This is a genomic window from Vibrio sp. Vb1337, assembly GCF_033338715.1.
In the GTDB taxonomy this organism is placed as follows: domain Bacteria; phylum Pseudomonadota; class Gammaproteobacteria; order Enterobacterales; family Vibrionaceae; genus Vibrio; species Vibrio alginolyticus.
The window spans coordinates 97,750-122,806 of the sequence record NZ_JAWOTD010000013.1 but is presented as its reverse complement, the minus strand read 5'-3'; the positions used below and the strand labels follow the sequence as shown (position 1 = coordinate 122,806).

Below are 25,057 nucleotides of genomic sequence, written 5' to 3'. Positions count from 1 at the left end.
ACCACCTCAAATATTAGGCCGTAAAACTTCCCTAAAAACGAGGCCGTTTTCAGCTGAGTACTCTATCCAATCTACGGATTTACTAACCGATAACAAGCAATTTCACGATAAATCTCAGAAGTTCTTGAGTGAGATCACATTCATTTTTCATCATAAAAAACCCGAGCAAAATAATGATCTGAATCACATTTTTTTATGCTTAAAGCGGTAATCTGAACTCAACCCATGAGGGATGCAACAGAGGAAAAACACTTATGACAATGAATATCACTGGCAAAAACATCGAAATCACCTCTGCAATCCGAGCTCATATTGAGAGCAAATTTAAAAAACTGGAGAAATGGCAAGTAGACCTAATTGGTTGCCAAGCAACTTTCAGTGAGGAACCAAACAAACAGAAGAAATTCGAAGCGGTTATCAAAGTTCCTAAAGGCCAGCTCATTGCCTCAGCAACTCACGAAGATCTTTACGCAGCTATCAACGAAGTGGAGCAAAAACTAGAACGACAATTGAACAAGCTGACCCACAAACCTGAAGCTCGACGTGCAAGTAAGCCTGAGCTAGTGGAAGAAGAAGAGTAAACTGAACAGATTGAGGAAATAGCGCCGAAAGGCGCTATTTTTTTGCTTGACGCTCTCCCCAGCCTTGCTTATTGTGTTTAAACACTCATAAATTAAGCACTATTTATGCATTTAACCTCACTGTTTATTTTTGACTTCTTTTTCCTCCCATAGTTGGAGGGGCGAACTCGTTTGTGAAAGAAAAGTCAAAAACAAACAGAAAGCCTCCCAAATCGGGAGGCTTTTTTATAAGGAAAGAATTGATGACTGACCAACCTATTTCCCTCGAAGAAATTCGTTTACGCTTGAATGAGTTGGATGACCAACTTCTCAGCTTATTGTCTGAGCGCCGTAAACTCAGCATTGAAGTAGCCAAAAGCAAAGTACAAACCTCAAAGCCTGTTCGCGACGCCGTCCGTGAACAGCAATTATTGGTCAAGCTGATTTCTAATGGCCAAGATAAATACGAACTTGACGCGCAGTACATCACCAAACTTTTCCATACCATCATTGAAGACTCAGTTCTGCTTCAACAAAGTTATCTGCAAAATCTCGTTAACCCACAGCAAAGCCGTAAGCCACTTGCTCGCGTCGCTTTTTTAGGAGCCAAAGGCTCTTATTCGCACTTGGCAAGTCGCGAATACTTCAGTCGTAAAAATACGGAGCTTATCGAGCTCAACTGCGAGCACTTTAAAGAAGTGACTCAAACGGTTGAATCTGGCCATGCTGATTATGGCGTTCTGCCAATCGAAAACACCAGCTCAGGCTCTATTAATGAAGTGTATGACTTACTACAACACACGACGCTTTACATCGTTGGAGAGCTAACTCAACCAATCGAACACTGCTTGGTTGCGAAAAAAGACATTCGTCTGGAAGATATTAAAACGCTGTATTCTCACCCTCAGCCACACCAACAGTGCAGTGAGTTTTTAAGCCGTATGAAAGGGGTAAAGCTGGAATCCTGCGCGAGCACAGCAGATGCAATGCAGAAAGTCCAAGAGATGGATCGTGATGATGTGGCTGCAATTGGTAATGCATCAAGCGGTAAGCTATATGGCTTGCAAGCAATTCAAGGCAACATCGCAAACCAAACCGAAAACCATACTCGCTTTATCGTGGTTGCTCGTAAACCGGTTGAAGTTTCTACTCAGATTCCAGCAAAAACCACATTGATCATGTCGACCTCCCAAGAGGCAGGCTCATTGGTTGAAACACTATTAGTGCTGCAACGTTACGGCATCAATATGACCAAGCTGGAATCACGCCCAATTATGGGGAACCCGTGGGAAGAGATGTTCTACGTAGACTTGACATCACATCTTGCTTCGACAGAAATGCAACAGGCACTTGAAGAGCTAACAAAAATCACTAAGCACTTGAAAGTATTAGGCTGTTACCCGAGTGAGAACGTAAAGCCTACGCAAGTAAAATTGAGTTAATAGACACCAGTGAGTAAAAAGATCATGGCAACCCAAAAAGTCGTAATCGCATCGCTAAACCCAGCCAAAATTAATGCAGTTCAAAGTGCATTTCGTAATGCATTTCCGCATCAAGAGTTCAACTTCGTTGGCATCAGTGTACCGAGTGAGGTCGCAGATCAGCCCATGACGAATGAAGAAACTCATCGTGGTGCGCTAAACCGCGTTAAAAACGCAAAAGTAGAGATGCCAAACGCGGATTACTATGTCGGTCTCGAAGCGGGAATTGAAGCAAACGTGACGTTTGCTTGGATGGTGGTTGAGTCAGAGATTCACCGCGGTGAATCTCGTTCTGCAAGCTTAATGTTGCCGCCAAAAGTCTTGGAAAAACTCAAGGATGCGAATGAGTTGGGAGATGTAATGGACAAAGTGTTTGGTACTGATAACATCAAACAGAAAGGTGGCGCTATTAGCCTACTAACCCAAAACCAGCTAACTCGAAGCTCGGTCTATCACCAAGCCTTGATTCTGGCTTTAATTCCATTCACAAACCCTGAGCACTTTCCTTCAAATTTATAACACTCAGCCTATTCTCTAGATACGCAAAAGGGCGGATATTTCCGCCCTTTGTAATACGTTATCTTAGTCACTTGTAACACCAAGGCCTAAAAGCAAATTGGATATACTGTCTACTTAGATACTGCAACTTGTTCTAACAAGACTTTCAACTTGTCTTTTTCTTCATCAGATTTCGACTTTAGTTCGTTAGAGCCTCGAGTAATGGTGGCAATGCCCACACCAAGCATCTGACTGATCTGACGTTGAGATAATTCTCCTTTAAGAAGTTCGTTAATTATATTAACGCGTGATATTAATGACTCTCTCTCATCACGTGACATCAGCATAGTTAACAGCATGTCATCTTGCTGGGTGCCCATACTTGTTCGAATTAGCTCAATAATCTGTTGCCAGTCTTTGTACTCGGGTTCGTGCGACATCAAGTTACCTCACTCAATACTTGGTATTGATCTCATGTTGATTCAAGAACGCGCCATCGATACCCAAAAGATCACGATAGTATGTTTCAAACATCAAGATGTTTTGTACATAACCGCGAGTCTCTTTAAATGGAATTGCCTCAATAAAGGCATAAGCATCCACTTTTCCTTGGGTACGCTCTCGCCACGTTTTTACTCTGTTAGGACCTGCATTATAAGCAGCAAGAGCAAAAATACGATTATTATCGTAATCCTCTAATAAACCTTGCAAATAATGGCTACCAATTTCGATATTTTTTCCTACATTGTAGAGATCCTGCGTACCTTGATAACTCAACTTATATTTACGTGCCGTGTACTTCGCCGTCGCAGGCATGATCTGCATAAGACCACGAGCGCCAACTGGAGAGCGGGCTTCAACATCTAACGCACTTTCCTGTCGAGCGAGAGACATCATCGTGACGGGATCTATGTTGTGCTTTTTCGCATAAAAGTTAAACCACCAGCGGTGTGCTATTGGGAACCTAAGTTCGATGTTATCCCACATCTGCGCTTGAATACTCGCGGTCACCGTTAAGTTATGCCAACGTTTAAATGATGCATAAGCCGCCAACATCGCCTTTTCATCTTTCCCTACGCGGCGCAGTAAGTGTGCCCATTCACTCTTCGCTGCTGCGATTTTATCCGTCGCGATCAACTCTTCGATACGAGCTAACGAGTCTTGATAGGGTTGAACAACTTTCTTATCCAACTTAACCGTATGCGTTGGGTATTTGATTGATTGTCCGATTGCATTGGCGGCAGCCACACTGTAGAAGTTTCGTTGCCCAAGCAGAGTTGCTAAACGCTGTTTCCCCGCGATGTCATCACCTAACGCTATTTCACTTCTTCCAAGCCAATATTGCCAGCGTAGCGTGGCTTGTTCTTTTTTATTTAGAACAGCAATCCACTCTTGTACGCTTTTCCAATCTGCATTTTGAATCGCTAAGCGGATGCGCGTTTCAATCAACGGTAAGTACTGACTGGTTTTCGTTTTATCATCGCGCCATTTAGCTAATGACTCAGACTCCGTACGAGTCAATCGAAATGCAATATAGTCGGCAAGTTCTTGCGCTTTTTCTGGAGAAAACTTCTGTCCTTTAATGACGGCATCGTACGCCCCTTGTGCTTGGCTAGTGTTCATACGAGCCAACTTTTCTAACGCATATTCACTTTGCGCTCGATTAAAATCATTCGCAGGTTTTTTCTTCGCGAATTCCGCAACACTTGCAGGATTATCAAACAACGCTTTCATTTCTTTGGCTTGTTGCTTTGCCTGCGCTGATTTAGGCAGTTTGAGCAAGTAACTCATCAAACCGCCATTACGAGCATCAAACGCCAGTAACATACGCTGTAGAATCAGTTCATCGGTACGCTCACCCGCCTTGTCCCATGCTGCAAATAATGGGTCACACTCATCAGCAATGCTGATGCCACGTAACCACATATGTTCAGCCCCTTTAAATGCCGCGACTTTCTTGCCTTGCTTTAATTGAGCGACGTAGAAAATACATTGGTAACGCTCACCACTAGGAATGACTTTTTGAAACTCAGTAATGGTTTTCCAATCTTTTTGCTTATAAAGATGATTGAGGTATGGAGCGCTAACTCGACGAGAAAATGGAAAAGACTCGTGCTCAGAAATAAACTCGTTCACCTGTTGTGGTGACTTTTCCGGTAACTGTCTAATAAAAGTGCGGTAATCCACATAAGGCGTTAGTGGATAGTCAGAAATTTTAGGACGAATCGAAAGGTATCCGTCGATGTCATTTTTATCTAATAAATCTTGAGCTTGCTCATATACTTCGCGCTGCTTTTCCAAACTCAGCGCGGCATTAGCACTCAAACTCATAGCACACAACGCGGCGGCGCAGCATACGTTTTTAGCCAATTCAGATACGTTGAATCTCATTTGTGTCATTTTCCCCAGACATATACTGCCCTAAAGCCTAGTTTTGTTAGAGTTCATGTGATGTTAAGGCAATTTTCACACATGCATCTATTTACACAGAATGCAGATGTCCATGTAAAGCAACTTAGTGTATTAAAAATTGTACTCGTCAAACTTTTAAGACGATGGAGACAAAGCGTTTCTAACTCGCATAGAAAACACTTCGTCATTCTTAACGAATAACAAAAGTGTATACCCTAACCGTGTAAGTTTCCGGTCAGCTCAAAATAAGAAATCCATTCGTTAGGGAAATTCTTGCAATGCGGTAACAAAAACAAAGCACTTGGTATAAAATGATGGGTTTGAATGACAGTTAATTTAGGAACGATCGGCAATGGCTGAATACGTATATACCATGTCGCGGGTGAGCAAAATTGTGCCACCTAAGCGTCAAATTCTTAAAGACATCTCTCTGAGCTTCTTCCCTGGTGCGAAAATCGGTGTTTTAGGTCTGAACGGTGCAGGTAAATCCACACTGCTACGTATCATGGCAGGTATCGACACGGATATCGACGGTGAAGCGCGTCCACAACCTGGTCTAAACGTAGGTTACCTACCTCAGGAACCAGTATTAGACGAATCAAAAACCGTTCGTGAAGTTGTTGAAGAAGCGGTTGCTGACGTTGCTGACGCTCTGAAACGTTTGGACGCAGTCTACGCAGCATACGCTGAACCAGATGCAGACTTCGACGCACTTGCAAAAGAGCAAGGCGAGCTAGAAGCCCTTATCCAAGCGAAAGATGGTCACAACCTAGAAAATGCGCTTGAGCGTGCAGCAAACGCACTACGTTTACCTGAATGGGACCAAAAAATTGCGCACCTATCAGGTGGTGAACGCCGCCGTGTGGCTATTTGTCGCTTGCTACTTTCTAAGCCAGACATGCTATTGCTTGATGAACCTACCAACCACCTAGATGCAGAATCAGTGGCTTGGCTAGAGCGCTTCTTAGTGGATTACACAGGTACCGTAGTAGCCATCACCCACGACCGTTACTTCCTAGATAACGCTGCGGGCTGGATCTTAGAACTGGACCGTGGTGAAGGTATCCCATGGGAAGGCAACTACACCTCATGGCTGGAGCAAAAAGACGCTCGTCTACAACAAGAAGCCTCCCAAGAGAGTGCTCGCCAAAAGACTATCGAGAAAGAGCTTGAGTGGGTACGTAAAAACCCTAAAGGTCGTCAAGCGAAGTCAAAAGCACGTATGGCTCGCTTTGAAGAACTGCAAAGCTCTGATCACCAAAAACGTAATGAAACCAATGAACTGTTTATCCCACCTGGTGAGCGTCTAGGTGATAAGGTTATTGAAGTGAAGAACCTGACCAAGTCATTTGACGGTCGTGTTCTGATTGATGACCTGTCATTCAGCATCCCTAAAGGTGCAATTGTTGGTATCATCGGTGCTAACGGCGCAGGTAAATCGACGCTATTCAAGATGTTAAGTGGTACTGAACAACCAGACTCGGGCACAATTGAGATGGGCGATACAGTAAAACTGGCATCGGTCGATCAGTTCCGTGACAGCATGGACGATTCTAAAACCGTATTCCAAGAGATCTCTGAAGGTGCTGATATCATTAAGATCAACAACTTCGAAATCCCAGCTCGCGCATACTGTTCACGCTTTAACTTTAAAGGCAGTGACCAACAAAAGATTATTGGTGAACTATCGGGTGGTGAGCGTAACCGTGTCCACCTTGCGAAGCTGCTTAAAGCGGGCGGTAACGTGTTGCTACTCGACGAACCAACCAACGACCTTGACGTTGAAACACTGCGTGCTCTAGAAGAAGCGTTACTAGAGTTCCCTGGTTGTGCAATGGTTATCTCGCACGACCGTTGGTTCCTTGACCGTATCGCTACCCACATCATTGACTACCGTGACGAAGGCCAAGTTAACTTCTACGAAGGTAACTACACAGAGTACATGGATTGGTTGAAGAAAACATTGGGTCCTGAAGCCGCAGAACCACACCGTATCAAATACAAGCGTATTGCGAAGTAATCGCAACCCACAAAGTTTGATTGTAATTTGTACAAAGGCCGCTATCATAGCGGCCTTTGTTTTCTTTGTTATAAAAAGAGCTCATTAGCCCGTCTCGTTCGTTAAGAACATGACATTGCACTTACGTCACTCTGTAGCGACTTCGGCACTTTTCAAACAACAATCGAACATTTTTTGTTCGTATTGATATACTATTCAATTCTGTTTGACGACCTGACGAGAATATTCATATGACAGAGAGACGACGCTTTTCACGTATTTTCCATCAAGCTCCAGCTAAGGTAGAACAACGTGACTTGGCAATTGAAGCTAGGATTCAAGATCTTTCCTTGCATGGTTTACTCATAAAAGTGGAAGAGACTGAGGCTTTGGATCCAACCCTTCCGGTCCATGTGACTTTTTCATTTGATCAATCCGAACAAGTGATTACGTTAAAAGCGCAAGTTGTGGATGTCTCTAAGTGTGAGGTGAGGTTGAAGATCGCTAAGATAGACATCGAAAGCATTAGCCAACTAAAACGATTTATAGAATTGAATGTAGGCAATAACGACCTTCTGAATCGAGAGTTAGAGCACCTCTCTGGTTTTTAGGAGAAAAATAAATGAACGCCTATTTAAGTAACAATAACTATGTCTAAAAAAATCATCATGCAGATCCCGACGAAAGACGGCGATCAGCAGTTCTATTTGGGCCGCAGTTCGGTCCTAGCAGTATTTGCTTCGGTATTGGCATTACCCGCCGTCGTTGGTGGCGCGTGGTACCTTAATCAGCAGCAGATGCACAATAAAGACGAACTAACACAAATCATCGCCAAACTAGAAAGTGAAAAGGCCGAAGTGACGGCTCTTTACGAAGAGCAGCTTGATACCAATCATTCACTTTCCCAGTCTTTGACTGACAAAAACAATCAAATTCAGCTATTGGGCAAACGGGTATTCGACGTTGAATCGGTTTTAGGTCTCGCAGACGAAGAGTTGATGATCGATGAGAACAGCATGGGGTTAGAGGAGCGAATTGACGCAGCCGCTATCGATTCTGCTGTTCGCGCGACGATGTTCCGTTTGATACCAAATGACAGTCCAGTCACATACCAACGTATTTCTTCTTCTTACGGCAGTCGTATTAATCCGATTTCAGGTAAGAGGCATGTTCATACTGGTATCGATCTGACTTGTAAAAGAGGAGAAGAGATCCTGGCACCGGCTGACGGTGTGGTGGAAACCGTTCGCCCGAGCAATCGTGGTTATGGTAACTATGTCACCATTCGTCACTCATTTGGCTTTATGAGCTCCTTTGCTCATCTACAACGCTTCAAAGTGAAAAGCGGTCAGTTTGTTAGTAAAGGCGACATCATTGCTCAATGCGGTAACTCTGGCAACTCAACAGGTCCACACTTGCACTATGAAGTACGCTTCCTCGGACGAGCACTCAACCCTCAATACTTAATGGAGTGGACGCCAGAAAACTTCAATGACGTCTTTGAAAAAGAGAAAAAAGTGAAATGGGGACCTTTGGTTCAATTGATTGATAACGTTGTACGCCTACAAGTCAATTTAACCAATTCACCCTATCGCGATACCAGTATCAACACAGTATCAAGTGAAGATACGAGTAATACTGCGACGAACTGATTTGTCCATCAACACGAAAAAGAGCAGCTTACGCTGCTCTTTTTATTTCGGACTCTGCACGGCTAAATGACCCGTGATTAGCCGCGATGAATATTATCATTCGCCTGTTTGAGTAAGTTTTGGCTCTCATTCATAAATTGTTGAGAATAAGTACCAAACCAATCACTCACCTGCTTAAAGCTTTCGATGAATCGCGCTTTGTCTCTGCTATCCAAAATCGCTACCGCATCACCTAAACGCTGATGGAATCGCTTGATCATATCGATATTCTCTTGAGAAGAGAAAATGATATCACCGTACAAGTTCGGATCCTGACCAAACAGTCGTCCCACCATCGCCAATTCAAGGCGGTAGATTGGCGAGCTTAACTTCAACAACTGATCGATGTTCGGATTCTCTTTGCTAAGGTGCATACCGTAAGCAAACGAAGTGAAGTGGCGCAGCGCCTGAATCAACGTCATGCCATGATCGTGCTCTTGTGCATCGATTTGGCACAAGCTTGCGCCCCAAATCCCAAACTGTTGCAATAGCCATTGGTAATGCTCGTGACCACGGCCATCACAGTACACAATAACCTGCTTGGCAAGGCTCGGAACATCTGGGCCAAACATTGGGTGCAAACCAACCACAGGACCTTGATGCACATTCAACATTGCTTGCAGAGGCTTCGATTTGATAGAAGTCAGGTCACACAGAATACAGTCTTGCGGCAAGTTCCCCAGTTTTTCGATCACCCCTTCCGTTAGATGGATCGGCACCGTGACCACGACTAAACCCGCGTTGTCTAGAATCTCATCCGCACGATCCCAGTCTTTACTGCCGAGAACTTTGACCTGGTAGCCCGACAATTTGAACATACGCCCAAACAGGCCACCCAATTGACCATTACCACCAATAATAACAACTGAGCGTAAATCAGGGTTCAAACACTTAAAACCGGAATCTTTCTCGCTGGCATAAGACTCACGCATTGTTCGACGCAGAATATCTTCAATAAGCTGTGGAGGAATTCCCATTTTTTCAGCTTCAGCGCGACGAGAAGCTAACATCGCCGCTTCGCGGTCTGGAGCATAAATTGGCAAGCCATGTTCGCTTTTTACTTCCCCAACTTTCTCTACGAGCGCTAAACGCTGAGCCAATAGCTCCAACATTTGCTTGTCGACTGCATCAATCTGATCGCGTAATGCGTTAAGTTCAACTGCCATTGATGTTCCTTAAATCCTGTATTAATTAGCCTTTAGACGATTTTCTAAGAAAGGCACTAGCTCTTCATGTGCATGACGTAATAGTGCCTCAGTTGAATCCCAATTGATACATGCGTCAGTGATAGATACACCGTATTTCATCTCTTCAAGAGCTAAGTCAGAAGATTGATTTCCTTCATTGATATGGCTTTCAATCATAAGACCGATAATAGATTTATTGCCTTCACGGATTTGATGAATCACATCCTCCGCGACTAATGGCTGGCGACGGTAATCTTTACGTGAGTTGGCGTGACTGCAATCCACCATTAATGAAGCATCAAGACCAGATTTCGCCATCTCTTGCTCACACTCAGTGACTGATACCGAATCGTAGTTAGTTTGCTTGCCGCCACGTAAGATCACATGTCCATTAGCATTGCCCTGGGTGGTTAACAGTGCGACTTGTCCCTCACGGTTAATTCCCATAAAACGGTGGCTAGAGGACGCAGCTTGCATCGCGTTAATTGCGGTTGCCAAACTGCCATCGGTGCCATTCTTAAAACCGATTGGCATAGACAGGCCGCTTGCCATTTCACGGTGAGTTTGTGACTCCGTCGTACGAGCACCGATGGCTGCCCAGCTAAAAGTATCCGCCAAGTATTGTGGGCTAATTGGGTCTAGAGCCTCAGTCGCGAGCGGGATTTCCATCTCTGCCAGCTCCACCAGAAGTTCGCGTCCAACATGCAGACCGTGTTCAATATCGAAACTGCCGTCTAGGTGTGGATCATTGATCAGGCCTTTCCAGCCGACCGTGGTGCGCGGCTTCTCAAAGTAAACACGCATAACAATATACAGTTGGTCACTTAGTTGTTCAGAGAGTGCTTTAAGTCGCTTTGCGTAATCCTTCGCCGCTTCCACGTCGTGGATAGAACATGGACCGCATACAACAAGCAGGCGGTGATCCTTCTTGTGAATAATATTAGCGATAGTTTGACGAGACTCTTGAATAAAGCGACGTGCTTTTTCACTCAAAGGAAGCTTGGTTTTTAGTTCCTCCGGAGTAATAAGAACCTGTTCTTCGATAATATTAATATTGCTCAACTCACTTTTCTGCATAACTCTAACCTGTATATTTATTTTTACACCCAACCAAACCCTTGGTGAGACAACTAAGCTTTAACGACAAGATAACAGGCTAAAAAAGAAAAACAAGCGTACAGAATAAAAAACATTTAGTGTAAATTAAAGTTTACAGTTAAATAAAAAGCCAAAGCATAATTAACTTTGGCTTCTAATCGCTGTTTTGAATCTTTTACAAGAGGTTTAGCTAGTCAAGCGTTTCATCGCTTCACTCGCCGCTTTCCACTCTTGAGATAGCTTAAGTTCGCTTGGAGAAAATGACTGTTTTTTTAGTAATCCATCCGCGAGTGGCACGGTTGAAACCGGTAAGTTGTCTAATACCTCAACGTGCGCTTCTCGTTTATTACACATTAACAACATATCGCAACCAGCTCTCAATGCTTGAGCACCTCGCTCGGCTGGGCTGCCCATAATCGCAGCGCCTTCCATGGTCAAGTCATCCGAAAAAACCAAACCTTTAAAACCCAATTGCTGACGCAGGACCTGTTTTAACCAGTATTCAGAACCGCTGGCTGGTTGAGCATCATAATGTGGGAAAATCACGTGAGCAGGCATCATGGCATCTAAAATACCGGCATCAATTTGCGCTTTGAAGATCGCCATATCTTGTTCAAAAATATCACTGCGCTCGTCGTATGGTGTTTCTAGATGTGAGTCTGCAATCACGCCACCATGTCCAGGGAAGTGCTTGCCTGTCGTTGCCATGCCAACACTCTTCATTCCTTGCATATAAGCAGTGCTATAGCGAAGAATGGTATCGGCATCTTCACCGAATGCACGGTTACCGATCGCTTTACATTGATGGCCTTGGTCAAGTACCGGGGCAAAGCTTAAATCAATATCATGGGCAATCAGCTCTGCTGCCATTAACCAACCGCCCATACGAGCAAGCTCTTCACCATTTTGATGTTTAGCGTACTCATCAGCAGCAGGAATTAATGAGAAACCTTCACGAAAGCGCTGCACTCGGCCGCCTTCTTGATCCACACCGATCAAAAACGGGCGCTTAGCCGCCTTTCGGATGGATTGAGTAAGTGCTTGAAGCTGTTCGCTATCATGATAGTTGCGAGCAAATAGAATTAAGCCACCAACCGTAGGATGCTCCAAGATTTCTTTGTCTTCAGCGGTCAGTTCATACCCCGCAACGTCAACCCATAACGGTCCCATGTTTTCTCCTCAAAATCGGCTGAATATCTCGTATTCGATGAGGTTATTCGCTTCAGATTTGCTTTACAATAAGTGAATGAAGAATTGACGAGATCGGCTATGAAATTTAACGAACTGTACATTGGTGTGATGTCTGGAACGAGTATGGATGGCGTTGATACCGCTCTAGTTGAAATAAGCGATGAGCATGTTCGCCTGATTGCGCACGACGACTACCCAATGCCCGAAGCGCTAAAAGACATGCTGTTATCTGTTTGTACCGGTCAAGCAACAAATTTAAAAGCCATAGGTGAACTTGACCACCAGCTCGGCCACCTATTTGCAGATGCTGTGTTACAGCTGCTCAATAAGTCTGGTTACGTCGCAGAGCAAATTCGTGCGATTGGTAATCACGGTCAAACAGTGTTCCATCAGCCTACCGGAAACTTGCCGTTTACCACTCAATTGGGCGATGCAAACATTATCGCGGTCAAAACAGGCATTGATACGGTAGCGGATTTTCGTCGTAAAGACATGGCGCTAGGTGGACAAGGTGCCCCACTCGTCCCTGCTTTCCATAAAAGCATTTTTGCGATGCAGGATTCCACAACTGTGGTACTTAACATTGGAGGCATTGCCAATATCTCGGTACTGCATCCAGAACAACCAGTCATTGGCTATGACACAGGCCCGGGCAATATGTTGATGGACGCATGGTGTGCGCTGCATACTGGGCAAAGCTTCGACGAAGATGCACAATTTGCACTTAAAGGAACGGTAAACGCTACTTTGTTGATTCAATTACTCAAAGAAGCTTACCTCGCCATGCCTGCCCCTAAAAGTACCGGGCGAGAACTGTTCAATATTGACTGGCTGCATCAACAACTGGCCCATCACAATTTACCAATCGAAGACGTACAACGTACACTTTGCGAGTATTCTGCAATTACCATTGCCAACGAAGTCGACAAGTTTTCTCATGGCAGCACGCCTCAACTATTGGTCTGTGGCGGTGGAGCAAGAAACCCACTTTTAATGCAGCGACTAGCTAAGTTATTGCCACAATGGAGCGTTGCGACAACGGCAGAAAAAGGTGTTGATGGCGACTACATGGAAGCAATGGCGTTTGCTTGGCTTGCGCAGCGCCATATTCACGGCCTCCCTAGCAACTTACCGGAAGTTACGGGGGCAAGTCGTCTCGCTTCACTGGGTGTACTCTATTCAAAAAATTAAGGGCAATAGATCCTAAACAAAAAGGCTTAATTCATTATGACGAACGATGCACTTATCGCAGCTTTATCCCATCTGGTATCTGAAGGGCGAAACCCAGACACCATGGACATCGACTTGCTGCCTTCTCTCGATATTGTTCAACGCATCAACCAACAGGACAAACTCGTTCCTCTTGCCGTTGAAAAAGTGTTGCCTGAGATCGCTGAAGCCGTTGATAAGATCACGGAAGCATTTAAGGTCGGAGGTCGGTTGTTTTACATCGGTGCGGGTACCAGTGGTCGACTTGGCGTTTTGGACGCTTCAGAATGCCCACCAACTTTTGGCACAGATCCAGAGATGGTCGTTGGTATTATTGCCGGTGGAAAAGAGGCAATGTTCCGTGCAAAAGAAGGGGCGGAGGACGACCCAGCATTGGGCGAGCAAGATCTTAAAGAGAATACGCTAACACAACGCGATGTCGTCGTTGGTATTGCGGCAAGTGGACGAACACCTTACGTGATTGGTGGCTTAGAGTATGCGAACGAGCTTGGTGCCACCACTGTAGCACTATCTTGTAACCCTGACTCTCCGATTGCAGATATTGCTGATATTGCGATTAGCCCCGTTGTTGGACCTGAAGCGTTAACGGGATCCACTCGCTTAAAATCAGGGACAGCACAAAAACTCGTACTGAACATGCTCACTACCGCAAGCATGATTCGCCTGGGCAAAAGTTATCAGAACTTAATGGTAGATGTGAAAGCGACGAATGCAAAGCTAGTTGCAAGAGCGGCTCGTATTGTTATGCAAGCAACAGATTGTACTAACCAAGAGGCTAAAACGGCGCTCAAAGAAACTGACTACGACGCCAAGTTAGCGATTTTGATGATTTTAACCGGGCTGGATAAAGAAAGCGCAACTGAGCAACTGAACGCCAAGCAAGGATATTTAAGAAAAGTCGTGATCGAGCAAACTAATCAATCTTAATCAATAAAGCGCCTCACTTATTTAAAAGTCAGGCGCCTTTTATGGCTTAATTTAGTAGTTCAATCGTTCAATGTGAGTAATACCGACTTTACCTTCAAGGTCACTGAACATATGAACCATTGCTGGGTATGGTTGTGCTCCAGGGTAGACAACTTCTGCATTACAGAAAAACGCATAGTTTTGTCCGGCTACGACTTGAGTAGCCACAACCAAAGGGGAGTATTTGACACCGACAAACCCCTCGATACCTTTAGCAAATACTTCTTTATTCTCTGCTGTGAGTTCATGAAATGGACTCCAGCCTCCAGCCATTTGCGTTGACATAATGTGATTCCTTTTTTCTGTGCTCACTATCAAGCAATATGAACATAGTTTAATAAGGAAGACTTTGCCACATTTATGTGATGCAGACAGTGTAACAACGGCTTTATTGACTATTAATTTGAGTATTCATTCCAACCACGTTGCCATTCCATGCGGAATTTTTGCGCTTGCTCAGTACCTTCACAAACCCCTTCGTAATACTGACCAGATAACCCCATTTGATACGCAAAAGCAGGATTACAGTACTCACGTAAACCTTCTAAATAACCTTGGTCGTAGTCACTTTGCTTAACACTACCCAATTCACGAAGCTCGCTCATCGTGCGCGATGTGTGTCCGGTTATGCCATCTTGATATCCGATCTGATGCCAATCTCCCGACTTGGCAAGATCTGCTGTCGTTGCTGTGCATCCTGCAAGTAAAGCCAGTGCCAGACCTACCGTTACCTTTTTCATGGTTCTTCCTTAAGTAATTGTTTTCAAAAATAAGCTTACCACTAATTATTGGCGCTTGCCGCTGAGCTTGCAGATTTAACCACTGATGACTCAAATCAGCCGCTCAAGACTGTCATCAACCTTTCGCCATTTTTAAAAACCGCTCAAGCAGCATATCGACCACTCAGTGCTCTATTCGACCACTCATCTACTAACCGAATGCATTTAACACAAGTGACGCATAACATGCATCCTGAGATTAAAAAATTACCCTACCCAACTAAGACCAAGGACAATTGCTATGATGTGGTTTCTAACCTGTGTCGCAGCCCTAATCGGCGGATACTTCATCTACGGCGCTTTCGTCGAGAAGATTTTCGGCATCAATGAAAAACGCCAAACGCCAGCTCACACCAAATCGGACGGTGTTGACTTCGTTCCAATGTCAACAAAGAAAGTTTACCTAGTTCAACTACTTAACATCGCAGGTGTTGGTCCAATTTTTGGCCCGATCATGGGGGCACTATACGGTCCTGCGGCGATGCTTTGGATTGTAGTCGGTTGTATTTTTGCTGGTGCAGTACACGATTACTTCTCAGGCATGCTTTCAGTGCGTAACGGCGGTGCATCTGTACCTACCATTACAGGTCGCTACCTAGGTAATGGCGCAAAACACTTTATGAATATTTTTGCCATTGTCCTATTGCTTCTAGTTGGCGTAGTGTTCGTTTCAGCCCCTGCTGGCATGATTACTAACCTCATCAATGATCAAACAAGCTTGAGCGTAAGCATGACTACAATGGTTATTGCTATCTTTGCTTACTACATCATTGCGACGATTGTTCCTGTCGATAAAATCATTGGTCGTTTCTACCCACTGTTTGGCGCCCTACTTATCTTTATGTCTGTTGGCCTAATGACAGCCGTTGCTTTCTCTAGCGAACATACAGTAATGGGTGACTTCCAAGTTTCGGACATGTTCTCTAACCTCAACCCAAATGACATGCCGTTATGGCCTGCATTGTTCATCACTATCGCATGTGGTGCTATCTCTGGCTTCCACGCGACTCAGTCTCCACTGATGGCGCGTTGTATGGAAAATGAGAAAAACGGTCGCTTCGTATTCTACGGTGCAATGATTGGTGAAGGTGTAATCGCGCTAATTTGGTGTGCTATCGCTCTGTCTTTCTTTGGCTCTCTAGACGCTCTATCAGAAGCTGTGAAAAACGGTGGCCCTGGTAACGTGGTATACAGCGCATCATTTGGTCTGCTAGGTGTGTTCGGTGGTATCCTTGCGTTCCTGGGTGTGGTTATCCTACCAATTACGTCTGGCGATACAGCGTTCCGTTCAAGCCGCTTGATCCTTGCTGAATACTTCAACATGGAACAAAAAACGCTACGTAACCGTCTACTGATGGCACTTCCACTGTTCGTTATCGGCGGTATCTTAACTCAAGTAGACTTCGGCATTATCTGGCGCTACTTCGGTTTTGCAAACCAAACAACAGCGGTAATGATGCTTTGGACTGCGTCCGCTTACCTACTGCGTCACAACAAGCTGCACTGGATTACCACTATCCCAGCTATCTTCATGACCACGGTATGTGTCACGTTCATCTTAAACAACAGCTCGCTAGGTTTTGGTCTGCCAATGCAACTATCAACTATCGTAGGTATTGTGTTTGCCCTAGCTGTGACAGGTTACGTTATCAAAACCTCTAAGGGTAAAGGTGAAACTGAACTGGCTGACGAAGAGAAACCACAAGCCGTATCAGAAACAGCGTAATACTCGTCACATCTGAGTGACTAAGATAGGAGCCTGCCAATTGCAGGCTCTTTTTGTTTTATACCCAAGTCACTTTAAGGTTCAGAAAGCACAGCGCAGCATCATTTACTTAGCTGTTCTTATCTATCTGAGCCAAGCATCTTGAGGTTACTTAGGTATACAATAACAACATTGATTCTAGGTTAGGTTCACTATGGAACTGGTCATCTCCCTTTTACAACAGATGTGTGTGTACTTAGTTTTGGCTTACATGCTAAGTAAAACGCCAATCATCTTACCTTTGCTGAGTATTTCTTCGCGCTTAAGCCACCGCCTAATTTGTTACGTACTCTTCTCTGGCTTTTGTATTCTCGGCACCTATTTCGGTCTGCACATCAACGATGCTATTGCCAATACTCGTGCGATCGGCGCAGTTATGGGCGGGCTGTTTGGTGGACCTGTTGTAGGTTTCGCCGTCGGATTTACTGGTGGCATCCATCGATACTCTCTTGGTGGCTTTACTGACCTAGCCTGCGCAATTTCAACCACCGCCGAGGGCGTAATTGGTGGCTTGCTCCACGTTTACCTTATCAAGCGAAATAAAGGCGCATTGCTGTTTAATCCAAGCGTCGTATTCAGCGTCACGTTTGTTGCAGAAGTGGTGCAAATGATTTTGCTGCTCGCCGTCGCGAAACCTTTTGATCAAGCCTATGAACTGGTGTCCGCTATTGCAGCGCCTATGATCATCGCGAACTCATTTGGTGCGGCGTTGTTCATGAGTATCCTGCAAGACAGAAAAGCAATCTTTGAAAAGTTTTCTGCGACGTTTTCGCGTCGAGCGCTCACCATTGCTGATCGCTCAGTGGGAATTCTAAGCAACGGCTTCAACACCGAAAACGCAGAGAAAATCGCGCGTATTATTTACGAAGAAACCAAAGTGGGCGCTGTCGCGATTACTGACCAAGAAAAGATCTTGGCGTTTGTGGGCATTGGCGATGATCACCATAAACCGAACACGCCGATTTCATCGCAAAGCACATTAGACTCCATGGAGAAAAACGACATCATTTATCTTGATGGTGCGGAGCGTCCATACCAATGCTCCATTGCAAAAGATTGCAAGCTCGGATCTGCGCTGATCATCCCACTGCGTGCAGGGAAAGAGGTCATTGGTACCATAAAGCTGTATGAACCGAAGCGTAAATTGTTCTCGACGGCCAACATGTCGATGGCGGAAGGAATAGCCCAGCTTCTATCTAGCCAAATCCTTTATGGCGATTACCAACAACAACAAGCCTTACTCGCCCAAGCAGAAATAAAATTGCTTCACGCTCAGGTGAATCCACACTTTTTGTTTAATGCACTCAATACTATTAGTGCGATTACTCGTCGTGACCCTGACAAAGCGCGCGAGCTAATCCAAAATCTATCGCACTTCTTCCGCAGCAATTTAAAGCAGAACATTAATACCGTGACGCTAAAGGAAGAGCTTGCACATGTGAACTCGTACTTGAGCATCGAAAAAGCGCGTTTTACGGACCGCTTAGAGGTTGAAATCGATATTCAACCTGAATTGCTGGACATCAAATTACCAAGCTTTACACTCCAGCCTTTGGTTGAGAATGCCATTAAGCATGGCATTTCAAACATGCTTGAAGGTGGTAAAGTTCATATATACAGCGAAGCACACCCACAAGGTCACTTGATTACCGTCGAAGACAACGCAGGCAGTTTTGAGCCGCCAAAAGAAAACCACTCAGGGCTAGGTTTAGAAATTGTCGACAAGCGTCTCACTAATCAATTTGGACGTGATGCAGCGCTAAAAATTACGTGCGAGCCACATCAATTTACTAAAATGAGCTTTATCATTCCCCCAAAATCATAAAAGCACGCTGAAGCAATAAAGGTAATGTTGGATGTTAACCGCACTCGTCATTGATGATGAACAGTTTGCTCGTGAAGAGCTAGCAGAGTTACTGGATGAAACAGGCCAAGTTGAGGTCGTGGGCGATGCCTCAAACGCAATCCTCGGCCTAAAAAAAATCAATGAACTCAAGCCTGATGTGGTGTTTCTCGATATCCAAATGCCTCAAGTCACGGGGATTGAATTACTAGGGATGCTTGATCCAGAAACTATGCCTTATGTGGTTTTTGTCACGGCTTATGATCAGTATGCGATTCAAGCATTTGAAGACAATGCCTTTGATTACTTGCTCAAACCTGTCGACCCATGCCGGCTAACTAAAACGGTCAAACGGCTAAATAAAGTCATTAGCCAATCCGCCCTAACGCAACAACTGTCTGCTATTACACCTGACACGTTGGATCAAATACCGTGCATCGGACACAACCGCATCGTTATCATGGCCACCGACACGGTGGAATGTGCTTACAGTGATATCAGCGGCGTGCATGTACGCTCCACCAGCCAAACCGCGAGCACCCAACTGACATTAAAAACGTTGGAAGAGAAAACCCCTCTAGTCCGCTGCCATCGTCAATACTTAGTCAGTATTAAAGCGATTAGCGAAATCAAGTTACTGGAAAATGGGTTAGCGGAAATCATCACCAAAACAGGCTTTGAGATACCAGTAAGCCGCCGCTACTTAAAGGTGCTCAAAGAGATGCTCGGCATTAGCCACTAACACAAAAACTTCACACATCATCGCTGAGTTTCCGCTAGCGTATAAATAGGACGCTCTGAAAAGACGAGGCGATGATGTATAAAGTTTTATTCATATGTAAGCACAACGCTGGACGAAGCGTCCTCGCGGAGTCAATCGCAACCAATATCCTGCCAGCAGATTTTAGTGTCACCAGTGGAGGCTCACATCCCACAGGCAAGGTGCACCCAGTGGTGCGAAAATATTTAGATGACCACCAACTCCCCATTCCGCATATCCACACGCATTCATGGGAGGAGCGAACTCAGTTTCTTCCCGACATCGTTATTATTCTCTGTGATTCTTTACATCAAGAAAACGCTCCTCAGTGGCTTGCAGGTGGTGTTCGAGTAAACTGGCAAGTTGATGCTTTTCCGACCGATGGTTCTGATGAAGACATGTACGCACATTGCGAAAAGGTTGCTCAATCGCTTGAGCGAAGAATCACGAAGATGTCTGATATGATTATCGATGGTTTAGGAAAAGACCAAATTCGTGATTACCTAAATGAGTTAAGAGAGATGTAAAAAAGGCGACCCACAGGTCGCCTTTTGAATATTCGATAAATAGAGACTAATCCACTTGCTTGATTTGCAGTTCTTTAGGTACTTCAAAGAACATATTCTCTTCACGGCCAAGTACTTCATCAACCGCTTCGGCACCAACGAGTTCTTTGATTCGCTCTAGAATCTGATTAACGAGCTCTTCCGGAGCAGATGCTCCCGCAGTCACGCCGACCTTTGTTTTGCCTTCGAACCACTCAGGTTTGATATCTTCCGGACAGTCGGTTAAGTAGCCAGGTGTCCCTAACTTTTCAGCTAGCTCTTTAAGACGTGTAGAGTTTGATGAGTTTTTAGAACCCACCACAACCATCACATCTACGTCACCAGCTAATTCACGTACGGCATCTTGGCGGTTTTGTGTCGCATAACAGATATCGTCTTTACGTGGACCTTGGATATCTGGGAACACGCGGCGTAGCTCTTCGATAACATCGGCAGTTTCATCGACAGAAAGCGTCGTTTGGCTTACGTAATGAAGATCGGATGGATCTTTCACAATCGCCTTCAGTTTCTCAACATCGGCTGGAGTTTCAACCAAGTACATACCACCGGTTTCACTGGCGTATTGCCCCATCGTACCTTCGACTTCAGGGTGACCTGCGTGACCAATCAGAACCACTTCCATATTACGACGGCTCGCACGCGCCACTTCCATATGCACTTTGGTTACTAAAGGACACGTTGCGTCAAATACGGTCAAATCACGCTGCTTGGCTTCCTGACGAACTGCCTGCGATACACCATGAGCGGAGAAAATCACAATGTTGTTGTCTGGCACTTCGTGCAGTTCTTCAACGAAGATAGCACCACGCTGTTTTAGACCTTCAACCACAAAACGGTTATGCACCACTTCATGACGCACATAAATCGGTGGCTGATACATCTCTAGCGCACGCTCTACGATACTAATCGCGCGGTCAACACCAGCACAGAAACCACGTGGGTTAGCTAACAGGATTTTCATTTCATTGCTCATGGAAGTTATCTTTTATTTGGTTCGCTATTCTACTGACAAAATTTCAACTTCGAAAGTCACGTCTTGTCCCGCTAGAGGATGGTTGAAGTCCACAGTTACTGAGTCGCCAGCAATCTCAGTAATGATGCCTGGGATTTCCATGCCATCAGGGCCACTGAAGGCCATGATTGTACCAACTTCCACTTCTGCATCACCTACAAATTTAGTGCGATCCATATAGTGAATATGATCAGGGTTTGGCATACCAAACGCGTCTTCTGCCTTTAGCTCAATCGCTTTTTGTGCGCCTGTTTCGAGGCCGATCAAGCATTGCTCAAAGTTTTCACTCAAGCTGCCATCACCCATAACAAACTTCGCTGGTTTACCCATGTTATGAGTACTATCTGCAACCGATCCGTCTTTCATTTTAATCGTAAAGTGAAGGGTTACTACCGATTCATTGGTTATTGTTGTCACGTTAATGCTTCCTTGTTCTTGGGTTATTACGCTGTCAGCTTGGTCTTTTTATACATTGATATGCTGATTGGCGCTCCAACATAATAAAAAGCGTCGCTCGAATCAACGGACGACGCTTAGGGTTATTCGATATATCGCAAAAGGTTACTTGTTAGCGTCTTTTTTACGGAAGCCATCCAGAATAATCATTGCCGCACCAATACAGATCGCCATGTCAGCAAGGTTGAATGCTGGCCAGTGGTAGTTACCCCAGAAGAAGTCTAGGTAATCAACAACAAAGCCATGAACGACGCGGTCAAACACGTTGCCCACTGCACCACCAATAATCAGTGCATAAGCAATGTTGTTCCATTTTTCTTTTGCTGGAAGCTTGCTCATCCAGTAGGTCAAAAGACCCGTCACAACAAACGCGATACCTGTAAATAACCAACGCTGCCAACCAGCTTGATCGCTCAAGAAGCTGAAAGCGGCACCGTAGTTATGAACGTAAAGTAGGTTGAAGAATGGCAACACCTCAATTCGGTTTGCCCATCCGTAGCCCATGTTGTCCATCACCACCAATTTGATGCCAATATCTGCAATAAATACCAGAATTGCTAACCACAGCCAGCGAACTCCAGATTGCTTTAACGTCAGTGCTTTTTCACTCATTACTTTACCTACAAACAGCCCCAGTAAATACTGGGGCTGTTAATTTTAAAAAAAGTTCAGTCGTTCTAGGCAATTACGCGAATTTACGTACTTCACCTTCGCCGTCTACGTTAGACACACAACGACCACAGATCTTCTCGTGACCTTCAATTGTGCCTACGTCTGGCGTGTGGTGCCAACAACGGTCACACTTCTCGCCTTCAGCTGCTGCTACTTCTACAAACAAGCCTTCGATATCCGTCGCTTGTGCTGCATCCGTCTTCTCACCTAGAGGCTTAACTTTCGCAGCAGATGTTAGTAGAACAAAGCGCAGTTCATCTTCAAGTTTGTTGATCTTCGCCGCTAGTGCGTCATCAGCAAATAGAGTCACTTCAGCTTGTAGTGCACCACCAATGGTTTTCTCTTTACGCGCATCTTCTAGAAGTTTGTTTACTGCACCACGAACCGCTTGGATCTCAGTCCAGAATTCGTTGTTCAGCTCTTCACCTTCAGCAAGACCGAATAGACCGTCGAACCACTCACCAGTGAATACGAACTTGTCGCGCTCGCCTGGCATTTCGTTCCAGATTTCATCTGCAGTGAACGACATGATTGGCGCCATCCAACGAACTAGCGCTTCTACGATGTAGTAAAGTGCTGTCTGACAGCTACGTTGAGCGTTGCCGCCACGTTTTGCTGTGTACTGACGGTCTTTAATTACGTCTAAGTAGAAAGAGCCCATTTCGATTGAACAGAATTGCATTAGACGCTGAGTTACACCGTGTGTGTTGTACTCTTCGTATGCTTTAACAATCTCTTCTTGTGCTGCTAGTGCACGACCAACTGCCCAGCGATCTAGCGCAACCATCTCTTCAACAGGAACGATGTCTGTTTCAGGGTTGAAGCCGCTCAGGTTAGCTAGGAAGAAACGCGCTGTGTTACGGATACGACGGTAAGCATCTGCGCTACGTTTTAGGATTTCATCAGAAACCGCAACTTCACCAGTGTAGTCTGTTGAAGCAACCCATAGACGAAGAATGTCAGCACCTAGCTTGTTAGTTACGTCTTTTGGCGCAACCACGTTACCGATAGATTTAGACATCTTACGACCCTGACCATCAACCACGAAACCGTGTGTCAGTACTTGTTTGTAAGGCGCTTCGTCTTTCATCGCGATAGATGAAATTAGAGAAGACTGGAACCAACCACGGTGTTGGTCAGAACCTTCTAGGTATAGGTCTGCACTGTTGCCGTTGTACTCTTCACGAGCATCAACAACAGAGAAGTGAGTGACACCTGAATCGAACCATACGTCTAGCGTATCTAGCACTTTTTCGTATTGGTCAGCGTCAGCACCTAGTAGTTCAGCTGCATCGACATCCCACCATGCTTGAATGCCTTTCTCTTCAACCAGCTTCGCGACTTTCTCGATCAGCTCTAGCGTGTTTGGATGAAGTTCTGCTGTTTCTTTATGAACAAACAGAGCAATTGGCACACCCCAAGTACGTTGACGAGAGATACACCACTCAGGGCGACCTTCGATCATACCTTCGATGCGGCTTTGACCCCACTCAGGCATCCACTCTACATTCTTGATTGACTCTAATGCTTTAGCACGTAGGCCAGCTTGATCCATAGAAACGAACCATTGAGGTGTAGCACGGAAGATGATTGGAGTCTTATGACGCCAACAGTGTGGGTAGCTGTGCTCGTAAGCGTGGTGGTGTAGTAGTGCACCTTTTTCTTTTAGTACTTCTACTACTGCATCGTTCGCTTTAAATACGTGCTGACCAGCAAATAGCTCTGTATCTGGTAGGTAAACACCGTTTGAGCCAACTGGGTTTGCTACTTCTAGGTTGTACTTGTTACCAACCGCGAAGTCTTCTTGACCGTGACCAGGAGCAGTGTGAACAACACCAGTACCTGAATCAGTCGTAACGTGATCGCCAAGGATCGCCGGTACAGTGAAATCGTAGAATGGGTGTTGGAATTGAGAAAGCTCTAGGTCCGCACCTTTAGCAAAGCCAAGGTTGTGGAAGTGCTCGATACCCGCACGGTCCATTACGTCTTTCGCTAGCTCAGCAGCAACGATGATACGCTCAGCGTTGTCGCCTTCTGTTTGGATAAGCACGTACTCTAGATCATCACGTAGACATACTGCGCGGTTTGCAGGCAGTGTCCAAGGTGTTGTTGTCCAGATAACGATAGATACGTCACCGTGACCTTCATGACCTTCTGTCAGTTCAAATTTAGATAGCAGTGCTGTTTCGTCAGCCGCTTTAAAACGAACGTCGATAGATGGTGATACTTTATCTTTGTATTCTACTTCCGCTTCAGCAAGAGCAGAACCACAGTCTGTACACCAGTGAACAGGTTTGAAACCTTTTAGCAGGTGACCATTGCTTGCGATCTTACCAAGAGCACGAATAATGTTCGCTTCAGTTGCGAAATCCATAGTGCGGTATGGCTTGTCCCACTCACCCATGATGCCAAGACGCTTGAAGCTCTCTTTCTGACCTTCAACCTGACCTGCTGCGTATTCACGACATTTCTCGCGGAATTCCGCTGCTGTCACTTTTTGGCCTGGCTTACCTACTTTCTTCTCTACCATTAATTCGATTGGTAGACCGTGGCAGTCCCAGCCTGGGATGTAAGGTGCGTCAAAACCTGAAAGTGTTTTGGATTTAATAATAATGTCTTTAAGAATCTTGTTTAGTGCGTGACCAATATGAATGTCACCATTTGCGTAAGGAGGGCCATCGTGCAATACGAATGACTTTTTGCCTTTCTTAGCTTTACGGATTTCACCGTAAAGATCTTCTTTGTACCAACGCTTAAGCATTTCTGGCTCACGATTGGCCAGGTTGCCGCGCATTGGAAACCCTGTTTCAGGTAAGTTCAGGGTATCTTTATACTCACTCATCGATTCTTAATTCCGTTATATTGGGCGAAAATTAGACATTATGTTGAAC

Annotated in this window: 23 protein-coding genes and 1 other annotated feature; of the genes, 12 read left to right on the top strand and 11 right to left on the bottom strand. The window is 45.1% G+C overall.

Annotated features, from left to right (window positions below):
* The first annotated feature begins 254 nt into the window (after window positions 1-254).
* The 3 genes from hpf to yjjX all read left to right on the top strand — a co-directional run bounded on the left by hpf (window position 255) and on the right by yjjX (window position 2,560).
* A complete protein-coding gene (gene hpf / locus R7E42_RS15870; RefSeq protein WP_005381889.1) occupies window positions 255-581 on the top strand; it encodes a ribosome hibernation-promoting factor, HPF/YfiA family in 327 nt (108 codons plus the stop codon).
* Between the two features lie 108 nt (window positions 582-689).
* Window positions 690-811: a sequence feature (Phe leader region), on the top strand.
* Window positions 812-823: 12 nt separating this feature from the next.
* Complete coding sequence (gene pheA / locus R7E42_RS15865; RefSeq protein ID WP_017636154.1) at window positions 824-2,002, top strand: prephenate dehydratase; 1,179 nt, start codon at window positions 824-826, stop codon at window positions 2,000-2,002.
* Between the two features lie 24 nt (window positions 2,003-2,026).
* Window positions 2,027-2,560, top strand: coding sequence for an inosine/xanthosine triphosphatase (gene yjjX / locus R7E42_RS15860; protein ID WP_318072812.1), 534 nt, complete (start codon window positions 2,027-2,029; stop codon window positions 2,558-2,560).
* Window positions 2,561-2,670: 110 nt separating this feature from the next.
* Here the strand turns inward: yjjX and trpR are convergent, their stop codons facing one another.
* Window positions 2,671-2,979, bottom strand: coding sequence for a trp operon repressor (trpR, locus tag R7E42_RS15855; protein WP_005381892.1), 309 nt, complete (start codon window positions 2,977-2,979; stop codon window positions 2,671-2,673).
* A 13-nt stretch (window positions 2,980-2,992) separates the two neighbouring features.
* On the bottom strand, window positions 2,993-4,939 hold the full coding sequence (locus R7E42_RS15850; RefSeq protein WP_411978976.1) for a transglycosylase SLT domain-containing protein: 1,947 nt from the start codon (window positions 4,937-4,939) through the stop codon (window positions 2,993-2,995).
* 364 nt (window positions 4,940-5,303) lie between these two features.
* Here R7E42_RS15850 and ettA point away from each other — a divergent pair, with 364 nt between their 5' ends.
* From ettA to R7E42_RS15835, 3 genes are all read left to right on the top strand, one after another.
* Window positions 5,304-6,971: an energy-dependent translational throttle protein EttA gene (ettA, locus tag R7E42_RS15845; RefSeq protein WP_005381894.1), complete on the top strand. Its 1,668-nt coding sequence runs from the start codon at window positions 5,304-5,306 to the stop codon at window positions 6,969-6,971.
* Window positions 6,972-7,201: 230 nt separating this feature from the next.
* Window positions 7,202-7,561 (top strand): PilZ domain-containing protein, encoded by a 360-nt coding sequence (locus R7E42_RS15840; protein ID WP_318072810.1) that lies wholly within the window; start codon window positions 7,202-7,204, stop codon window positions 7,559-7,561.
* Window positions 7,562-7,600: 39 nt separating this feature from the next.
* Complete coding sequence (locus tag R7E42_RS15835; RefSeq protein WP_005381900.1) at window positions 7,601-8,602, top strand: M23 family metallopeptidase; 1,002 nt, start codon at window positions 7,601-7,603, stop codon at window positions 8,600-8,602.
* Between the two features lie 77 nt (window positions 8,603-8,679).
* Here the strand turns inward: R7E42_RS15835 and tyrA are convergent, their stop codons facing one another.
* The 3 genes from tyrA to nagZ form a co-directional block, all read right to left on the bottom strand.
* Window positions 8,680-9,807 (bottom strand): bifunctional chorismate mutase/prephenate dehydrogenase, encoded by a 1,128-nt coding sequence (gene tyrA / locus R7E42_RS15830; protein WP_206959259.1) that lies wholly within the window; start codon window positions 9,805-9,807, stop codon window positions 8,680-8,682.
* Between the two features lie 21 nt (window positions 9,808-9,828).
* Window positions 9,829-10,905, bottom strand: coding sequence for a 3-deoxy-7-phosphoheptulonate synthase (locus R7E42_RS15825; protein WP_005381904.1), 1,077 nt, complete (start codon window positions 10,903-10,905; stop codon window positions 9,829-9,831).
* A gap of 207 nt (window positions 10,906-11,112) precedes the next feature.
* The gene (gene nagZ, locus R7E42_RS15820) at window positions 11,113-12,096 is read right to left on the bottom strand and encodes a beta-N-acetylhexosaminidase (RefSeq protein WP_005381905.1); all 984 of its coding nucleotides are present in this window, start codon (window positions 12,094-12,096) and stop codon (window positions 11,113-11,115) included.
* A 99-nt stretch (window positions 12,097-12,195) separates the two neighbouring features.
* On the opposite strand from nagZ, the gene R7E42_RS15815 reads away from it, so the two are divergent.
* Window positions 12,196-13,308 (top strand): anhydro-N-acetylmuramic acid kinase, encoded by a 1,113-nt coding sequence (locus tag R7E42_RS15815; RefSeq protein ID WP_064353641.1) that lies wholly within the window; start codon window positions 12,196-12,198, stop codon window positions 13,306-13,308.
* 36 nt (window positions 13,309-13,344) lie between these two features.
* Window positions 13,345-14,274 (top strand): N-acetylmuramic acid 6-phosphate etherase, encoded by a 930-nt coding sequence (gene murQ, locus R7E42_RS15810; RefSeq protein WP_318072809.1) that lies wholly within the window; start codon window positions 13,345-13,347, stop codon window positions 14,272-14,274.
* Between the two features lie 51 nt (window positions 14,275-14,325).
* Here the strand turns inward: murQ and R7E42_RS15805 are convergent, their stop codons facing one another.
* Entirely contained in the window at window positions 14,326-14,598 is a 273-nt protein-coding gene (locus R7E42_RS15805) for a hypothetical protein (RefSeq protein WP_005381911.1), read from the bottom strand.
* Between the two features lie 113 nt (window positions 14,599-14,711).
* Complete coding sequence (locus tag R7E42_RS15800; RefSeq protein WP_005381912.1) at window positions 14,712-15,053, bottom strand: DUF2799 domain-containing protein; 342 nt, start codon at window positions 15,051-15,053, stop codon at window positions 14,712-14,714.
* 280 nt (window positions 15,054-15,333) lie between these two features.
* On the opposite strand from R7E42_RS15800, the gene R7E42_RS15795 reads away from it, so the two are divergent.
* From R7E42_RS15795 to R7E42_RS15780, 4 genes are all read left to right on the top strand, one after another.
* Window positions 15,334-16,818, top strand: a complete 1,485-nt coding sequence (locus R7E42_RS15795) for a carbon starvation protein A (RefSeq protein WP_005381914.1) — start codon at window positions 15,334-15,336, stop codon at window positions 16,816-16,818.
* Between the two features lie 193 nt (window positions 16,819-17,011).
* A complete protein-coding gene (locus R7E42_RS15790; protein WP_005381915.1) occupies window positions 17,012-18,682 on the top strand; it encodes a sensor histidine kinase in 1,671 nt (556 codons plus the stop codon).
* Between the two features lie 31 nt (window positions 18,683-18,713).
* Complete coding sequence (gene btsR, locus R7E42_RS15785; protein ID WP_005381917.1) at window positions 18,714-19,442, top strand: two-component system response regulator BtsR; 729 nt, start codon at window positions 18,714-18,716, stop codon at window positions 19,440-19,442.
* 71 nt (window positions 19,443-19,513) lie between these two features.
* Window positions 19,514-19,987, top strand: coding sequence for a low molecular weight phosphatase family protein (locus tag R7E42_RS15780; RefSeq protein ID WP_318072808.1), 474 nt, complete (start codon window positions 19,514-19,516; stop codon window positions 19,985-19,987).
* Between the two features lie 46 nt (window positions 19,988-20,033).
* Here the strand turns inward: R7E42_RS15780 and ispH are convergent, their stop codons facing one another.
* The 4 genes from ispH to ileS form a co-directional block, all read right to left on the bottom strand.
* Entirely contained in the window at window positions 20,034-20,999 is a 966-nt protein-coding gene (ispH, locus tag R7E42_RS15775) for a 4-hydroxy-3-methylbut-2-enyl diphosphate reductase (RefSeq protein WP_005381920.1), read from the bottom strand.
* 24 nt (window positions 21,000-21,023) lie between these two features.
* A complete protein-coding gene (gene fkpB / locus R7E42_RS15770) occupies window positions 21,024-21,455 on the bottom strand; it encodes an FKBP-type peptidyl-prolyl cis-trans isomerase (protein ID WP_005381922.1) in 432 nt (143 codons plus the stop codon).
* Between the two features lie 144 nt (window positions 21,456-21,599).
* Window positions 21,600-22,106 (bottom strand): signal peptidase II, encoded by a 507-nt coding sequence (gene lspA / locus R7E42_RS15765; protein ID WP_005381924.1) that lies wholly within the window; start codon window positions 22,104-22,106, stop codon window positions 21,600-21,602.
* A 73-nt stretch (window positions 22,107-22,179) separates the two neighbouring features.
* Window positions 22,180-25,008, bottom strand: a complete 2,829-nt coding sequence (ileS, locus tag R7E42_RS15760; protein WP_064368994.1) for an isoleucine--tRNA ligase — start codon at window positions 25,006-25,008, stop codon at window positions 22,180-22,182.
* Window positions 25,009-25,057 lie beyond the last annotated feature (49 nt).

Excerpts from the sequence above, each read along its gene's own strand:
- yjjX (WP_318072812.1), top strand. The coding sequence starts at position 2,027 with ATGGCAACCCAAAAAGTCGTAATCGCATCGCTAAACCCAGCCAAAATT.
- murQ (WP_318072809.1), top strand. The coding sequence starts at position 13,345 with ATGACGAACGATGCACTTATCGCAGCTTTATCCCATCTGGTATCTGAA.
- R7E42_RS15815 (WP_064353641.1), top strand. The coding sequence starts at position 12,196 with ATGAAATTTAACGAACTGTACATTGGTGTGATGTCTGGAACGAGTATG.
- R7E42_RS15790 (WP_005381915.1), top strand. The coding sequence starts at position 17,012 with ATGGAACTGGTCATCTCCCTTTTACAACAGATGTGTGTGTACTTAGTT.
- ileS (WP_064368994.1), bottom strand. The coding sequence starts at position 25,008 with ATGAGTGAGTATAAAGATACCCTGAACTTACCTGAAACAGGGTTTCCA.
- nagZ (WP_005381905.1), bottom strand. The coding sequence starts at position 12,096 with ATGGGACCGTTATGGGTTGACGTTGCGGGGTATGAACTGACCGCTGAA.
- R7E42_RS15800 (WP_005381912.1), bottom strand. The coding sequence starts at position 15,053 with ATGAAAAAGGTAACGGTAGGTCTGGCACTGGCTTTACTTGCAGGATGC.
- R7E42_RS15805 (WP_005381911.1), bottom strand. The coding sequence starts at position 14,598 with ATGTCAACGCAAATGGCTGGAGGCTGGAGTCCATTTCATGAACTCACA.
- pheA (WP_017636154.1), top strand. The coding sequence starts at position 824 with ATGACTGACCAACCTATTTCCCTCGAAGAAATTCGTTTACGCTTGAAT.
- R7E42_RS15835 (WP_005381900.1), top strand. The coding sequence starts at position 7,601 with ATGTCTAAAAAAATCATCATGCAGATCCCGACGAAAGACGGCGATCAG.
- tyrA (WP_206959259.1), bottom strand. The coding sequence starts at position 9,807 with ATGGCAGTTGAACTTAACGCATTACGCGATCAGATTGATGCAGTCGAC.
- R7E42_RS15780 (WP_318072808.1), top strand. The coding sequence starts at position 19,514 with ATGATGTATAAAGTTTTATTCATATGTAAGCACAACGCTGGACGAAGC.
- trpR (WP_005381892.1), bottom strand. The coding sequence starts at position 2,979 with ATGTCGCACGAACCCGAGTACAAAGACTGGCAACAGATTATTGAGCTA.
- lspA (WP_005381924.1), bottom strand. The coding sequence starts at position 22,106 with ATGAGTGAAAAAGCACTGACGTTAAAGCAATCTGGAGTTCGCTGGCTG.
- R7E42_RS15795 (WP_005381914.1), top strand. The coding sequence starts at position 15,334 with ATGATGTGGTTTCTAACCTGTGTCGCAGCCCTAATCGGCGGATACTTC.
- ispH (WP_005381920.1), bottom strand. The coding sequence starts at position 20,999 with ATGAGCAATGAAATGAAAATCCTGTTAGCTAACCCACGTGGTTTCTGT.
- btsR (WP_005381917.1), top strand. The coding sequence starts at position 18,714 with ATGTTAACCGCACTCGTCATTGATGATGAACAGTTTGCTCGTGAAGAG.
- R7E42_RS15840 (WP_318072810.1), top strand. The coding sequence starts at position 7,202 with ATGACAGAGAGACGACGCTTTTCACGTATTTTCCATCAAGCTCCAGCT.
- hpf (WP_005381889.1), top strand. The coding sequence starts at position 255 with ATGACAATGAATATCACTGGCAAAAACATCGAAATCACCTCTGCAATC.
- R7E42_RS15825 (WP_005381904.1), bottom strand. The coding sequence starts at position 10,905 with ATGCAGAAAAGTGAGTTGAGCAATATTAATATTATCGAAGAACAGGTT.
- R7E42_RS15850 (WP_411978976.1), bottom strand. The coding sequence starts at position 4,939 with ATGACACAAATGAGATTCAACGTATCTGAATTGGCTAAAAACGTATGC.
- ettA (WP_005381894.1), top strand. The coding sequence starts at position 5,304 with ATGGCTGAATACGTATATACCATGTCGCGGGTGAGCAAAATTGTGCCA.